Raw genomic sequence first — 14,973 nt, 5'->3', positions numbered from 1 at the left:
GCGGCGGCCCGGGAGCGACCCTTAGTCTTAATCGACGACGAAGTTCTTCCGCGTCGAGCGGAAGATGACCCAGCGCTGCACGCAAAAGTTGATGAGCGTCGCGGTGCCTTGGGCGATGACATAGGCGACCACGAGGGCCCAGGAGCTGGGCCAGGCAAGATCGTTGTCGAGGAACTCGAAGCACCACTTGTATAGCGCGATGTTGACTGCGTAGGTGAGTGCGTACGTTGCGGCAACGGCGAGGAAGCGGCGGGTGGAGGCCTTCGCGTTGAAGGTCCAGCGGCGGTTGAGCAGGTACGCGGTGAGCGTGCCCACGATAAAACCGACGGTGCGGGCCGCGGTGTCGCCGAGGAGGTCGAGGCCGATCTGGAGCAGCCAGGTGATCCCGACGTCGATGACGCCGGAGATGCCGCCGGTGATGGCGAACTTCGTGCCCTGTGCCTGCAGGGAGTTGGAGCGCGAAAGGCGATCGGCGGCGGAATCCATGGCGGTGGTCCCGTCTTACTTGCCCTTGAAGATGAAGACGCGCTGGATGACGAAGTTTGTGATCGTCGCGACGGCCTGGGCGATGACAAACGAGATGGTGTCCTTGACGGCGCCCTCGAAGCCCATCGCGATGAGCGGGGCGTTCGTGGCCCAGTAGAGGAAGTTCTGCACCGCGAAGGTCGAGGCGTAGAGCAGGCCGACTGCGGTGGCAGTGCGGCCGGAGACCTGCGCCCCGAAGGTCCAGCGGGCGTTGGCGAGGTAGGCCGCGATGGTGCCGAAGACCCAGCCGATGGCCTTCGCCGCGGAGCGGTGGAGGCCCAAGTGCGTGAGGATGAGGGTGAGGCCAAAGTCGAGAATGGCCGTAAACACGCCCACGGACACGAAGCGGACGAGCTGGGTGCGCAGCGAATTATTGGGCGTCGCGTTGACGACGTCGTCCGTGCTCAGGGTGGCATCGTGCGCGTCGGGCTGCTGCGAGTTGGGGGTCTGCGCGGTATTTTCCACGCTGATAGCCTACCTGCCGCGGGCCTGCGGAATGGTTAACGACGAAGAAGCGCGCGGAAGAGGTCGAGTCGGTCGACTGGGGCGAGGGCCTCGGGACCGGTGGCGCGGACCTGCGTGAGGACGGCGAGGGAATCGGCGCAGAGGTTAAGGGCGGCATCGGCAAGCAAGGGCGCGCCGGAGTCGTCGACCCAGCCGAGGGCCTCGAGCGTGGTGGTGAGGACGGACTCCGTGAGTTGCTTGTCGCCCATGCAGGTAAGCGCCAGGGCGGTGGACCAGAAAGCGTCGCGGCCCTCGAGCGTGACCTCGCGGGGCAGGCTCGCCAGCGCGTGCAGCGTGGCGGCGGGAAGGCTCACCTCGCGGGTGAGATCGAGCGCCTGGAGGAGCGGCACGAAGTCGAAGAGCCGGGAACGCACGACGGCGTCGCGGACCTCGGGGCGGACTTGCTCGAGGACGGCGTTGATGGTTTTATCGCCGGTGAGCTGAGCATTAATCGCCGTGATATCGAAGGGGACATCGAAAGAACCGGAACCGCCGACGCACAGCGCGCGCGGGGTGTCAGCGTCGCGCAGGTAGACCTCCGCGACGGTGATGGTGAAGTCCCACAGGCCCCAGACGTAGTCGATGTGTTGGCCCGGGCGGCGCAGGAAGTCGCGCACGCGGTGGGCGGGATCGATACGCGCGCCGCGGGCGGCGTCGTGCTCAAAGAAATGCCAGGGCGCGTCTTCGTTGGGGAGCGCGAAGCACGTGGCGAGAACCTCGTGGAACTCCTCGAACGTGAGCGCGTCGTTGATGCCAATCTGGCGGTGGACCTCCGCGTCCGTGCGCACGTGGGCGACCTGGACGATGATGGTCGACTCGGCAGGCTGGCGTCGCGCGCGGGCCTGCTCGAGATCGATGATGGGGGAGGACATGGGCCCCAGCCTAACCACTTTGACGGTCCCGCGCCGTGGGCGCCGAGCTGAGTTAGCGGGACGTGTCGTTGAACGACTGCTTGTCGAGGCCGCGGGCCTCCGCCTCCGAGACGGCGAAGGTGAGTGCTGCGAGCAGCGCGCCGGTGAGGCTCCAGGGCTTGGTGGCGCCGCGCTTGCGCAAGAAGCTGACGATGCCGCGGGCGATCTTCACGTTGAGGAACGCGCCGACGGCGAGTAGAGCGAGGAGGACAAGGAATGCGCCGTACGTCTTGAGTGGGGATGCCGGCTCGACCGTAAGCGGTGCGTCATCGCGCTCGTCCTCGTTCTGGGCGTTAGCGAAGGCGACGAGGCTGCCGAAGGCGGTGAACCCGGTGAGGTAGCCGACCGTGAGACCGACCTTGGACTTGAGGTAGTCCGGCAGCGCGGTGAGAATTCCCACAGCGGCGGCCTGCGCGATGCGGCCGGCAAGCGTGTCGTCGAGGGCATAATTATCGGGCTTATTTTGCGGAGCGGTCATGCGGGATAGTCTAGACGGCATGTATTCCGATAAGCATGAGCATATGACGCCGGCGCAGCAGGCGGCCCAGGACGAGCGCACGGAGGACGACCGTCGCAATGGCTCCTACCAGGCAACACAGAATACGACGGCGCCGCTCAGCGACTTTATGACGCGACTCATGGCGCAGGAACTGCCCATCATGGACTCGACCTCGCGCCAGCGCGTGTACGACATTCTGCGGGAGTATGACGGCCCCGTGATTGAGACGCAGGAGGAACTGCCCAAGGAAATCCGTGACCTCATGGATTTGTATTAAAGGTTTTTGATCGGGCATGAGAATGCCCGGTTTGTTCCGTATATCACTTGGGTCCTGCGTGTCATGCGGGCTCACACGTGGGTAGGCTGGATGGAGCATTATCCGTCGAGCAAAGAGTAAGAGATGGAACTACACACCACCGAACAGTCCCTGCATGGTTGGGGACGTACTGCCCGCACCTCCGCTCACGTCTTGTCCACCGCAGACGTTGAGGTCATCCAGGCGGCCGTCGCCCAGGTGGCGGACGACAACTCCGACAAGCCCGAGCACCTCAAGCGCGGCGTCATCGCCCGCGGCATGGGTCGTTCCTACGGCGACCCGGCACAAAACGCCGGCGGCCTCGTGATCGACATGCAGCCGCTCAACAAGATTCACTCCATTGACCCTGAATCCGCCATCGTCGACGTCGACGGCGGCGTCACCCTGGACCAGCTCATGAAGGCTGCCCTGCCGTACGGCCTGTGGGTTCCGGTTCTGCCGGGCACCCGCCAGGTCACCATCGGCGGCGCCATTGGCCCCGATATTCACGGCAAGAACCACCACTCCGCCGGCTCCTTCGGCAACCACGTTGTCTCCATGGAGCTGCTCGTGGCCGACGGCCGCGTCCTCCACCTGGAGCCGGAAGGCTCTGCAGATGATCCGGACGGCACGCTGTTCTGGGCCACCGTGGGTGGCATGGGCCTTACCGGTATCATCCTGCGCGCCCGCATTCGCATGACGAAGACGGAGACCGCCTACTTCATCGCGGATACGGACCGCACGAACAACCTGGATGAGACCGTGGCCTTCCACTCGGACGGCTCTGAGGTGAACTACACCTACTCGTCCGCATGGTTCGACGTCATCTCCCCGGAGCCGAAGCTGGGCCGCTCGACCATCTCCCGTGGTTCGCTCGCCACGCTGGCACAGCTTGAGGAGCTCGCGCCGAAGCTGGCCAAGGACCCGCTCAAGTTCAACGCGCCGCAGCTGATGACGGTGCCGGATATCTTCCCGAACTTTACGATGAACAAGCTGTCGCTCATGGCGATTGGCGAGGCCTACTACATGATGGGTGCTCCGGCCCGGAACAAGGTGAAGAACCTCACGCAGTTCTACCAGCCGCTCGACCTCATCGGTGAGTGGAACCGTGGCTACGGTTCCAATGGTTTCCTGCAGTACCAGTTCGTCGTGCCCACCGAGGCCGTCGAGCCGTTCAAGGACATCATTCGCGACATGCAGCGTTCGGGCCACTACTCGGCGCTCAACGTGTTCAAGCTCTTCGGCCCGGGGAACAAGGCTCCGCTGTCCTACCCCATGCCGGGCTGGAACGTCTGCGTGGACTTCCCCATCAAGCCGGGCCTGGGTGCCTTCCTCGACGACCTTGACCGTCGCGTCATGGAGTTCGGTGGCCGCCTGTACCTGGCCAAGGAGTCGCGTACCTCCGCCGAGAACTTCCACAAGATGTATCCGGGCATGGAGGGCTGGCTGAAGACCCGCAACGAGATCGACCCGACCGGCGTCTTCGCATCTGACATGTCCCGCCGTCTCGAGCTGCACTAGAAACCACCCCGAAAGGACCTGAAAAGAACATGCTGAATGCAGTAGGCCAGGCACAAAACATCCTGCTTCTGGGCGGTACCTCCGAGATCGGTCTGGGCATCGTCTCCGAGTTCCTCTCCCACGGCGGCACCCCGCACGTCACGCTTGCCGCGCGCAAGGATTCCCCGCGTATCGACGCGGCCCGCGCACAGCTCGAGGCCCAGGGCGCACAGGTCGAGGTTGTCGATTTCGACGCCACGGACTTCGACTCCCATCCGGCCGTCATCGACGCCGCGTTTGCGCACGGCGACGTGGATGTTGCGATCATCGCCTTCGGCACCCTGGGCGACCAGGAAGCGCTGTGGCAGGACCAGGCGCAGGCTGTTGCCTCCGCACAGACCAACTTCACGGCGCCCGTGTCCGTGGGCGTGCTGTTGGGACAGAAGCTGAAGAAGCAGGGCCACGGCACCATCGTCGCCCTGTCCTCCGTTGCAGGCCAGCGCGTGCGTCGCTCCAACTTCGTCTACGGCGCGTCCAAGGCGGGCGTCGACGGCTTCTTCGTCAACCTCGGCGAGGCGCTGCGCGAGTCCGGTGCCAAGGTGCTCGTCGTGCGCCCGGGCCAGGTGCGCACCAAGATGTCTGCCGCCGCAGGCGAGGCACCGCTCACCGTCAACGTCGCGGACGTTGCCAAGGCCACGTACGACGCAGTCGTGCACAACAAGGAGTCCATCTTCGTGCACCCGCTGTTCGAGTACGTCTCCCTGGCGTTTAAGTTCATCCCGCAGCCCATCTTCCGCAAGCTGCCGTTCTAGAACGACCCGCAACCCCCGCGCCCGCTCGTCGACTGTGACGTGGTCGCGGGGGTTTCGCGATCCCGGATCCCGGTGGGGAATGTGGTTCACTGGAAGCCATGACTACTGCCGCCGCTCAGCCGCGCCGCCGGGGTACCATTCTGCGTCCCCAGATGCGCACCGAAAACTATGCGTCCGATCTGCTCTCCCTGCGCTCCACGCTCTTAGGGCTCTCGAGCGCCGGTGTGGGCGCCTTTGCGGTGACGCTCGTGGCGTGGATGGTGTTCAAGCGCACGCACCTGCCGGCGTTTAGTACCTCCATGGTCACGCGCGCGCTCGCGACGGCGGGTATGGTGCTCACCCTTGTCATTGTGGCGGGGCTGCTCGCATGGTGGATTTCGGATGAGTACTACGGTAAACGCCGCCGGCCGCAGTGGCGCGTGGCGCTCACGTATTTCTTCTCCTACATGGCACCGGCGTTCATCGTCATCGCTGCGGTAGGAATTCCGCTTTCGGCCACCAAGCTGTGGCTCGACGGCATTCAGGTCGATCAGGTCTTCCGCACACAGTTCCTCACGCGCACGACGGAGCAGGGCGGCTACGCCGACATGAACTACCTGGACATGCCCACGTTCTATCCCATGGGCTGGTTCTGGCTGGGCGGCCGGCTCGCGGCCGTGTTGGGCTTACCGGGCTGGGAGGTTTTCCAGCCGTGGGCACTCATCTCGCTCGCGGTGGCAGGCTCCATCCTCGTGCCGATCTGGCAGCACCTCGTGGGCTCGCTGCCTGTGGCGACGGCCATTGCTGTGATGACCACGGCGGTCACGCTCACGCTCGGCGCGGAAGAGCCGTACTCCGCGGTCATTGCGATGGGCGCGCCGGCGGCGGCGTTGCTCGCGCAGCGTGCCTTCCATGGCTCGTGGTCCGCGACGGCGGGCCTTGCCCTCTTCCTGGGCATCTCGGCGACCTTCTACACGTTGTTCACCGGTGCCATTGCGCTCACGGTGGTTTCCCTGCTCGCCATTATCACCGCGGTTTATGAACGCCGGTGGCTGCCGATTGTCCGGCTCGTCATCATCGGCGTGGCCTCGTTGGCCATCGCCGCCGTCGCGTGGGGTCCCTACGTCATGTCGGCGTTGCGCAGCGGCGTCCCGCTCGAGTCTGCCGCGCAGCATTACCTGCCCAGCGAGGGCACGCAGCTGCCCGTGCCGTTCCTCTCGCCCAGCGTCATCGGTGCGCTGTGCCTCATCGGTGTCATTTTCCTGGCGCTCCGGCTTGCCGATGCCGAGGTGCGGGCGCTTGCTTTCGCGCTCGGCGGAATCTACGCATGGATCGTCGCCTCGATGGTGGTGACGCTCGCCGGTACGACGCTGCTCAGCTTCCGCCTGGAAATCATCGTCGTGCTCTTCATGGCCACCGCCGGCATCCTGGGTCTGGCGGAGGTACGGCTGGTGGGCATTCACTCCCTGTATCCGGCGCGCTTTGACGTGCCGACAAACCGCGCGATTACCACGGCCTTCGTGGTGGTCATGCTGCTGTCAGGTATCTACTACGTGCAGCAGATTCCGCGCCTCAACGAAGACGCCATTGACCACGCGTACGCGGATACGGACGGCAATGGCGAGCGCGCGGACCAATTCACCCCGGACTCGGCCTCGAAGTACGGGGAGATCAATGACTTCATCGTGGACCACGGCTATACGCCGAACGGCACGGTCATCATGACTGACGAGAAGCTGTTTATGGCGTACTACCCGTACCACGGCTTCAACGCCTTTACCGCGCACTACGCCAACCCGCTGGGACAGTTCCGCGAGCGCAGCGCACAGATGGAAACGTGGGCGCGCGAGTCCTGGGATCAGACCCCCGAGCAATTCCGTGAGGCGCTCGATAGCGCCAAGTGGCAGGGTCCGTCCGCCATCATCTTCCGCGGCGAGGTCGCCGAGGACGGTGCGGAGACGGACGGCTATAAGATCCACCTCGCGGAGGATATCTACCCGAACCAGCCCAACGTGCGCTACCGCGCGATCTTCTACAACCCGGAGGTCTTCGCCGAGGGCTGGGACGTCAAGCAGGTCGGCCCGTTCGTCGTCGCCGTGCGCACCCAGTAGTAGACAGTCGTGACAGACCCGCTGGAACACGCCATCGCGGGCGCGTGGACGGCGTGGCTGCCGGACTTCCGGCTGGCCTTCCGCATCGACCGCGCGGCGGGCCTGCTCACGGCGGAAGCCTGCTTCGACCGCGCTCCCGCGAACACGCAGATGGAGGCGGAACTGCGGGCGGCAGAGGAGGAGCTGGCCCACGCAGCTCGGGTGCTGGGGCCGGGATCACCTGCGCAGAGATAAGGCGAACCGTGCGAGGTGGTTTAGACTATCTGGGTGACTTTATCGACCGAAAGCCCAGCATCGAGCGTTGCTTCGCAGCCCGTGCGCATGGAGACCGCGCCGGCATGGTTGAAGTGGACTGCTCTCGTCTCCGGCATTCTTGGCTTCCTGGCCTTTGTGGCCCTGCCGTTGTTGCCGGTCAACCAGGTGCAGTCCAGCGTGCACTGGCCGCAAAATGACTCGCTCAATTCGATCAACTCGCCGCTCATCTCGGTGGCGCCGGAGAAGATTGATGCGGAAATCCCCATCGCAGCGACGCAGTACCTGCGTGAGGGACAGTCGCTGCTCTACGGCACGGTGCCGCCCGAGTCGGAGAAGGCGACCAACCGCGGTATGTTCGTCCGCTACGACGAGGAGCGGGGCCTCACGGTCGCCTCCCTCGACACGGTCATCCTCTCCCTCGACAAGAGCGAGGTCGCGGCTCTGCCTGACGATGCCGTGCTGCATATCGCGGCGGATGGCGACTCCGTGCGCGTTGACGTGGGCAAGCACGAAGAAGAGACCGAAGACGACGAGCGTCCGCAGGTCACCGGTACCTACACCGAGATTGATAACACGCCGGAGGCTCGCGCAGCGCTCAGCGACATGCGTGTCGACGTGGAGGTCAACTCCCGCTTTACTTCCTCGCCGTCCACGGTGAAGACCATTGCCATGTGGTTCGGCCTGCTCATGGTCCTCATCTCCTTGTTCTGCCTGTGGCGTATTGACCGCCTCGACGGCAAGCGCTTCGGCTTTATGCCGGAGACGTGGAAGCAGGTCCGTCCGCTCGATGGCGTGGTCGCCGCCATCCTCGCGTTCTGGCACATCTTCGGTTCGAATACCTCGGACGACGGCTTCATCCTCACCATGGCGCGCGTGAGCGGTCACGCGGACTACATGGCGAACTACTACCGCTGGTACGGCGTGCCTGAGGCCCCCTTCGGTTCCCCGTACTACGACCTACTCGCCGCGCTCACGCACGTGTCGACCTCCTCGGTCTTCATGCGCCTGCCATCGCTCGTCGCCGCGCTCATAATCTGGTTCGTGCTGTCGCGCGAAATCCTCCCGCGCTTTGGCGAGCTCGTTAACGGCCGCCGCGTCGCCCACTGGACCGCGGCGTTTATGTTCCTGGCTTTCTGGTTGCCGTATAACAACGGCATCCGTCCGGAGCCTATGGTCGCCTTGGGCGTCATGCTGACGTGGGCGTCCTTCGAGCGCTCCATCGCTACGCGCCGCCTCCTGCCAGCGGCTATCGGCACCATCATCGCGACGATCACGCTGGCCGTCGGCCCCACGGGTCTGTTCGCCGTGGGCATCTTCCTGGTCTGCCTGCCGCAGCTCTTTGCCTTCCTCGGTGAGCGCGCCAAGGCCACTGGGCTGGGCTGGGTCCCGCTCGTCTCCACGTTCCTCGCCTCCGGCACCGCGATTATGGTGGCGGTCTTCCACGACCAAACGCTCGCGACCGTCCTTGAGTCCACCTCCGTGCGCTCCCAGGTCGGCCCCGCGCTGCCGTGGTACTCCGAGTACGTTCGCTACACCACGCTCTTCCAGGAGTCCGTGGACGGCTCGCTCACGCGCCGCTTCGCGATGTTCACCATGCTCTTCTGCCTGGCGTTGATCGTCTACGCGTTCATTAAGAACCGCCGCGTCGTGGGCGCTGAGGCTGGCCCCACCGCGCGCCTGTTGCTCATCATCGCGCTGAGCATGTTCTTCCTCATGTTCACGCCGACGAAGTGGACGCACCACTTCGGCATCTACGCCGGTGTCGCCGGCGTCGTCGCCGCCCTGGGCGCGGTCGTGCTCTCCCAGATCGCCCTGCGCTCCTCCCGCGCACGCACCTTCGCCCTGGCCGCCGTGACCTTCCTCCTTGCCATCTCCCTGGCTGGCTGGAACGCCTGGTGGTACGTCTCCTCCTTCGGCATTCCGTGGTGGGACCGCACCGTCCAACTCAAGGCCATTGAGGCGAACACGGTGGTGCTCGCCATCGGCTTGGTCATCCTCGCTATCGGCATCATTCAGTCCTTCCGTCGCGAGTCGCGCCGCACCAAGGCGATTGCCGCGGGCACGAGCGACGAGGACTTCCGCGCCGCCGAGTCTGACCGCGTGACCCGCTGGGCCGGCGTCATGTCTGCTCCCATTGCCATCGCGTGTATTGGCGTCGTGGCCTTCTCCATGGCCTCCTTCGCTAAGGCCTACGTCTCCCAGGGCGACGCCTACTCCGTGGGCAAGGGCAATCTTGCCTCGCTTGCGGGTAACACGTGCTCGCTCGCCGATGCCACTTTGGTGGAGACCAATACGAACGACTCCTTCCTCGAGCCGATTGCCGGCACTCTGGGCGAGTCCCTCAACGACCCGAACTCCACGGGCTTTGCCCCGGATAACGTGCCGTCCTCCATCGAACCTGAGTATCAGAACTCCGCCTCCGTGGGTGCTATCGGCGGCTTGTCCACGTCGCAGAGCACGGATACGACCAACGCGTCCTCCGGCGCCGACCGCTCCCTGGGCGGCGCGGTTGACGAGAACGAGCAGAACGGCGAGACGGACGGTACGGCCTCCACGAAGACGGAGAGCGAGTCCGCCCACCGCAGCGAGCAGGAGAAGCAGGCTACCTCCGGCGAGCGTGATCAGGCGGGCGTCAACGGCTCCCACATCGCGCTGCCCTTCGACCTGGACTACACCAAGGTCCCCATCACCGGCTCGTACTCTGAGGACCAGGAAGGCACCGCCAGCCTCAAGTCCCAGTGGTTTAAGCTGCCTGAAGCAACCGACGCCGCCCCGCTCCTCGTCGTTTCCGCCGCCGGCAACATCTACCACCACGATGTCAATGGCATTGAGCAGGACGGCATGGAGCTCACGCTCCAGTACGGCACGCAGGACGGCGGCTCCATCAAGGACATCGGCGAGGCCGAACTGTCCGATGTCGGCGCCACCCCGAAGTGGCGTAACCTCCGCATGGCACTCGACCAGCTCCCCGCCGAGGCGAACGTCGTGCGCCTCGTCGCTACGGATGACTCCCTCGATGAGGAAGACTGGCTGGCCATCACGCCGCCGCGCGTACCCACCCTGGACACCCTCAATAATGTCATCGGCTCCGATACCCCGGGCCTTCTCGACTGGTCCACGGCCCTGCAGTTCCCCTGCCAGCGCACCTTCGACCACTACGCCGGCGTGACCGAGATCCCCGAGTACCGCATCCTTCCGGACGCGGCGGCGCAGACCTCGCTCACGGACTTCCAGTCCTTCTCTGGCGGCGGCGCCATGGCTACCGCGGAGGCCGTGAACTACGACTACGAGATCCCGGCCTACCTCAACCACGACTGGGCCCGCGACTGGGGCTCCATCAAGAAGTACGAGCTGCGCACCAACTCCGCCGGCGAGGCCCCCGACCTCGCCTCCATCGACCACGAGATCATCACACGCTCGGGTCTGTGGAAGGAATCTGAGATGAAGATTCGTCCGGAGGGCTCTGAAAAGTAGCCCTTCAATGCCGAAAGCCGCCGGACATCCGGCGGCTTTCGTTGTTTTCAATGAACCCGGGCGGCTACTGCCCCGGCCTACGGAAGTCTTCCTTGCGCCCCCGGTTATGCAGCGCGAGCCACTCCATAAAGCCCTTCGGGTCGTGCTGCTGGACGAGGAAGAACCAACCAAAGCGTGCGAATTCCTGCGGCAGGAGCTTGCGCATGCCACGCTGCCACAACAGGTAGCCGCGGTTGCGGTAGGTAAAGAAGCGCTTGAACTCACCCTCTGGGTACTGCGTGTGCATCTTGCCGCCCAGAATCGGCTTGAACTCGTCCGAGCCGTCCGGGTGCAAGTACGCGCACGTGAGCGCCGTGCCAAACTCGAGTCCCGAGTTGACCAGGCGGCGGTGGTACTCGACCTCGTCGCCGCGAATGAATAGGCGGTAATCCGGCACGCCGATGATCGTCATGGCCTCCGCCGAGATGAGCGCGCCATTAAACAGCGACGCGATCCCCGGCAGGAAGTCCCCCTCCAGCTCATCCATCCGGCGCCGCCACACGAGGCCCTGGCGCAGCGGGAACGCGAGGCGCTCCGGCTCGTTGATATTGCACACGGCCGGGGAGACCTCGTGCAAGGAGTTCGCCTCCGCCACGCGGTAGAGCTCCTCCAGCACGCCGAAGTCCGCCGGACGGCCATCGTCATCCGCGCACCAGATGGCATCCGCACCCAGCGCCAGCGCCTTCAAGAAGCCCAGCGCGAAGCCGCCCGCGCCGCCCAGGTTCGTCTTCGACCCGATGTATACCGCGCGTTCGCCCGCCATGGACTCCACGAGTTCACGCACCGCAGCCTCATTGCCATTGTCGACGACGATGACCCATTCCACCGGGTGAGTTTGCCCTACGACCTGCTCTAACGACGCGCGCAGCAGCTCCACGCGCTGGTGAGTGACGATGACAGCGGCAGTTGTTCCCGCCGCGGAAAGGGTCTTAACAGTCATGGCTTCCATTCTGCCACCAGCTTTCCGATGCCCCCTCTAGACACCCCGCGCCAGCCAGCGTCGCGCTCACAACGTGAATGAGTCGTGCCGATTTTTCAATTTTTTGGCCAACTCATTCACGCTAGGATGTGTGCCGGTGTGATGTGTGCCGGTGCTTAGAGCCCCGGGATGTCGATGATGCCCGCGGCATCCGCGCCCACCGCCGCGCCGCCGACCAGAAGTGTGGAGATAGCCGCAATCGTCACGCCGAGGATGATGTCGAGCGTCTGCCCAATCTTCCAGTCGTTCGCCACGTCCGACTTGATGGTCGACACGAGGAACTCGTCTGATGAGCCACGGTCAGCCGCATTCTTGAGATTCTCGATATCGGAGCTGCCGATCTCGCCCTTCTCCGCCTTGGAAGAGATAACGTCTGCAGCTACATCGATAGAAGACCCAAACCCGTCGCCGCCGAAAGCCTCCTTAGCTACGGCCTTGGTGATGGCGACTCCTACCTCACCATCAGTGACCTCCGACGAGGTCTTGCCGTCGGCCGCTCCCGCGACGCCGGTGGACAGGGGCAGGGCAGCGGCCACAGCCACAACGCCCGCAGTGAAACGCTTCATGGTCGTCAATCCTTGAAAGAGAAGATATGTTGAAAAGCAAAAAGCCCTGCTTGGCATGGTAACCAAGCAAGGCTTCGAAATCCGGAAACTAATCCTCGAAATTATCGAGAACTAGAACGGAAGGGAAACGCCCGGGATAACACCGGCATTGACGGCAGCGGCGCCAGCAGCCAGGACAGCAGCGGCGATGCCGAAGCCCCAGAGGATGTCAGCGGTGGTGCCGAGCTTGTACTTGTTGTTTGCGTCGTTATCCCAAGAGGACTGGTAGAAGTCGATGTATGCCTTGGAGGAAGCCGCCTTCTCAGACTTGGAGGAGCTATCCATGGCATCGGAGCTGGTCTCAGCGGAGCCGGAGGCCGGCTCGGAAACGCCGTTCACTGCACCGTAGATGCCAGCGGCAAGACCGACCAGTGCGCTTTCCTCATCAGTATTGGCGGCCGAAGCAACACCGGTGGACAGGGACAGAGCAGTAGCGACGGCAACGGCGCCAGCAGCGAAACGCTTCATGGGGAATCTCCTTGAAAGGGGGATGGAAAGATAGACACGCTCGTAGGGACACCTCCCTGCGGAACTGGTCTAGAGCTTAGACCATTGCTGTGGGATTCGTAAGTCTTTTCTCGGAGAAAGTATAATCCCAGGTGGATGAGGTATGAATTAACTTAATCCGGGGGTAAAAGATGGCCGTGGCACAAATGGCGAAAAGGCAAGGTCACGCTAAGTATGTTCACGCTGTTACCTGCAAAAAGAAGGCCCCGCAGACTTCCTTAAAACGGAGCTGCGGGGCGAAGAAGGGGTAAGCGGAAAGCTCTTAGTCCTTATCTTTTTCTTCATCTTCTTCTTCGTTAAAGCGCTTAAGGAGGTCGCGCACATAGTCGCCGGCGCCGGGGCCCTCGTAGGCTTCGACAACGTCGGCCACTTCGCCGACTTCCTTGATCTCGCCGTGATCGACCCACAGGGCGGTATTGCATAGCTGGGCGAGGAAGTCATTGGAGTGCGACGCGAAGACGAGGATGCCGGACTTCTTCACCATTTCCTGGAGCTTGACGCGGGCCTTGGCCATAAACGCGGCATCGACAGCACCAATGCCCTCGTCGAGCAGGAGGATTTCCGGCTCGATGGAGGTGACGACGCCGAGCGCTAGGCGCACGCGCATGCCGTTGGAGTAGGTGCGCAGCGGCATCGCCAGATAGTCGCCGAGCTCAGAGAACTCCGCGATCTCATCCATCTTGGACTTCATCTGCTTGATGGTCTGGCCCAGGAAGAGGCCGCGGATGATGATGTTGTCGTAGCCGGAGACCTCCGGGTCCATGCCCACGCCCAGGTCGAAGACCGGCGCGATGCGCCCGCGCACGTCCGCGGTGCCGCGGGTGGGCTCATAGATGCCGGAGAGCAGACGCAGCAGCGTGGACTTGCCGGCGCCATTATGGCCGACAAGCCCCACGCGGTCGCCCTCACGCAGGTGCAGGTTGATGTCCTTGAGGGCCTCGACCACGACGGTGTTGGAGGCATTCTTACCAATCGCGCCACCGGCGGTGGAGAGCATGGCTTTCTTCAGGGAGCGGGACTTCGCGTCAAAGATGGGGAAGTCGACGCAGGCGTTATACGTATCGATGGAAACCATGGTGAGAAGTCCTTATACCCAGTAGCTAACGCGGAAGCGCCATTGGCGCATGGCGAGGGCGGCGAGCAGCACGCCGCCGATGGTGCAGGCGATCACGATCCACCAGTGGTAGGCCGCGACAGGCTGGCCAATCATGGGGGCGCGGACGATCTCCATGTAGTGGTACAGCGGGTTAAGCTCCGCCAGACGCGCGCGCGAGGACACGGAGGCGTTGTCCTTCAGCGTCGAGGTCATCCACACAATCGGCGTGACGTAGAAGAGCAGCTGCGTGAGCGAGTCGAGCAAGGGCGCGACGTCGCGGAAGCGCGTGGCCACGATGCCGAAGAACATGGACACCCACACGCCATTGACCAGCAACAAGGCGAGAGCTGGAAGGAACAGCCAGAACTCCCAGCCCAGGTGGCGCGGGAAGATGGCGAGGAGGATAAGCCAAATAATGAGGTTGTGGCCCAAGAAGAGGGTCTGGCGCCACACGAGGCGGTAGACGTGGACCGAGAGCGGCGCGGGGAGCTGTTTAATAAGGCCCTCGTTGTCGATGAAGACGGTGGCGCCTTCCTTGATGGCGCCCGAGATGAAGTTCCACATGATAAGGCCCACGGTGACGTGGGGCAGGAACGTACTCAGCGGGATCTTGAACAGCAAGGAGTAGAGCAGGCCCAGCGCGGCGGCCATGACGCCGGTGGCGATGGTGATCCAGAAAGGTCCCAGGACGGAGCGGCGGTAGCGCTGCTTGATGTCTTGGACGCCGAGCTTGAACCAGAGCTCGCGTTGGCGCGCACCCTCAATGAGATCGGCGAAGGCTGCCTTGAAGGTCATCGACTGCGAAGGAGGAATTTCTCCTTGGTCGGTGACGGCAGTCATGCGGGCGATATCGGCGCGCAGTTGGTTATTGTCATGCACGTG

At 63.8% G+C, this 14,973-nt stretch carries 15 protein-coding genes; 6 read left to right on the top strand and 9 right to left on the bottom strand.

Annotated elements, in window-relative coordinates:
- Positions 1-27: 27 nt before the first annotated feature.
- The 4 genes from HMPREF3227_RS11665 to HMPREF3227_RS11650 all read right to left on the bottom strand — a co-directional run bounded on the left by HMPREF3227_RS11665 (position 28) and on the right by HMPREF3227_RS11650 (position 2,418).
- Positions 28-486: a GtrA family protein gene (locus HMPREF3227_RS11665; RefSeq protein WP_066485857.1), complete on the bottom strand. Its 459-nt coding sequence runs from the start codon at positions 484-486 to the stop codon at positions 28-30.
- A gap of 15 nt (positions 487-501) precedes the next feature.
- Positions 502-933 carry a GtrA family protein gene (locus tag HMPREF3227_RS11660; RefSeq protein ID WP_230384184.1) on the bottom strand — a complete coding sequence of 144 codons (432 nt, stop codon included), beginning with the start codon at positions 931-933 and terminating at the stop codon, positions 502-504.
- Positions 934-1,025: 92 nt separating this feature from the next.
- Positions 1,026-1,901 (bottom strand): plasmid pRiA4b ORF-3 family protein, encoded by an 876-nt coding sequence (locus HMPREF3227_RS11655; RefSeq protein ID WP_066513251.1) that lies wholly within the window; start codon positions 1,899-1,901, stop codon positions 1,026-1,028.
- Positions 1,902-1,953: 52 nt separating this feature from the next.
- Positions 1,954-2,418 carry a hypothetical protein gene (locus HMPREF3227_RS11650; protein WP_066485861.1) on the bottom strand — a complete coding sequence of 155 codons (465 nt, stop codon included), beginning with the start codon at positions 2,416-2,418 and terminating at the stop codon, positions 1,954-1,956.
- 19 nt (positions 2,419-2,437) lie between these two features.
- On the opposite strand from HMPREF3227_RS11650, the gene HMPREF3227_RS11645 reads away from it, so the two are divergent.
- The 6 genes from HMPREF3227_RS11645 to HMPREF3227_RS11620 all read left to right on the top strand — a co-directional run bounded on the left by HMPREF3227_RS11645 (position 2,438) and on the right by HMPREF3227_RS11620 (position 10,865).
- The gene (locus tag HMPREF3227_RS11645; RefSeq protein ID WP_066485863.1) at positions 2,438-2,716 is read left to right on the top strand and encodes a hypothetical protein; all 279 of its coding nucleotides are present in this window, start codon (positions 2,438-2,440) and stop codon (positions 2,714-2,716) included.
- A 123-nt stretch (positions 2,717-2,839) separates the two neighbouring features.
- Positions 2,840-4,255, top strand: coding sequence for an FAD-binding oxidoreductase (locus tag HMPREF3227_RS11640; protein WP_066485871.1), 1,416 nt, complete (start codon positions 2,840-2,842; stop codon positions 4,253-4,255).
- Between the two features lie 29 nt (positions 4,256-4,284).
- Entirely contained in the window at positions 4,285-5,046 is a 762-nt protein-coding gene (locus tag HMPREF3227_RS11635; RefSeq protein WP_066485875.1) for a decaprenylphospho-beta-D-erythro-pentofuranosid-2-ulose 2-reductase, read from the top strand.
- A gap of 98 nt (positions 5,047-5,144) precedes the next feature.
- Positions 5,145-7,136 (top strand): galactan 5-O-arabinofuranosyltransferase, encoded by a 1,992-nt coding sequence (locus HMPREF3227_RS11630; protein ID WP_082750355.1) that lies wholly within the window; start codon positions 5,145-5,147, stop codon positions 7,134-7,136.
- A gap of 9 nt (positions 7,137-7,145) precedes the next feature.
- Entirely contained in the window at positions 7,146-7,370 is a 225-nt protein-coding gene (locus HMPREF3227_RS11625; RefSeq protein ID WP_066513245.1) for a hypothetical protein, read from the top strand.
- An 87-nt stretch (positions 7,371-7,457) separates the two neighbouring features.
- Positions 7,458-10,865, top strand: coding sequence for an arabinosyltransferase domain-containing protein (locus HMPREF3227_RS11620; protein ID WP_066486073.1), 3,408 nt, complete (start codon positions 7,458-7,460; stop codon positions 10,863-10,865).
- Positions 10,866-10,929: 64 nt separating this feature from the next.
- On the opposite strand, the gene HMPREF3227_RS11615 is transcribed toward HMPREF3227_RS11620, so the two are convergent.
- The 5 genes from HMPREF3227_RS11615 to HMPREF3227_RS11595 all read right to left on the bottom strand — a co-directional run bounded on the left by HMPREF3227_RS11615 (position 10,930) and on the right by HMPREF3227_RS11595 (position 14,931).
- Complete coding sequence (locus tag HMPREF3227_RS11615; RefSeq protein ID WP_181734619.1) at positions 10,930-11,853, bottom strand: galactofuranosyltransferase GlfT1; 924 nt, start codon at positions 11,851-11,853, stop codon at positions 10,930-10,932.
- A gap of 146 nt (positions 11,854-11,999) precedes the next feature.
- Entirely contained in the window at positions 12,000-12,449 is a 450-nt protein-coding gene (locus HMPREF3227_RS11610) for a hypothetical protein (protein WP_066485883.1), read from the bottom strand.
- A 111-nt stretch (positions 12,450-12,560) separates the two neighbouring features.
- A complete protein-coding gene (locus HMPREF3227_RS11605) occupies positions 12,561-12,956 on the bottom strand; it encodes a hypothetical protein (protein WP_066513241.1) in 396 nt (131 codons plus the stop codon).
- A 301-nt stretch (positions 12,957-13,257) separates the two neighbouring features.
- Positions 13,258-14,070: a galactan export ABC transporter ATP-binding subunit Wzt/RfbE gene (locus HMPREF3227_RS11600; protein WP_066485888.1), complete on the bottom strand. Its 813-nt coding sequence runs from the start codon at positions 14,068-14,070 to the stop codon at positions 13,258-13,260.
- 12 nt (positions 14,071-14,082) lie between these two features.
- Positions 14,083-14,931, bottom strand: a complete 849-nt coding sequence (locus HMPREF3227_RS11595) for a galactan export ABC transporter permease subunit Wzm/RfbD (protein WP_231724999.1) — start codon at positions 14,929-14,931, stop codon at positions 14,083-14,085.
- Positions 14,932-14,973 lie beyond the last annotated feature (42 nt).

The sequence above is a fragment of the Corynebacterium sp. CMW7794 genome (assembly GCF_001563605.1).
Taxonomy (GTDB): Bacteria; Actinomycetota; Actinomycetes; order Mycobacteriales; family Mycobacteriaceae; genus Corynebacterium; species Corynebacterium phoceense.
The sequence above is the reverse complement of the archived record's forward strand: the minus strand, read 5'-3'. Positions and strand labels throughout refer to the sequence as shown.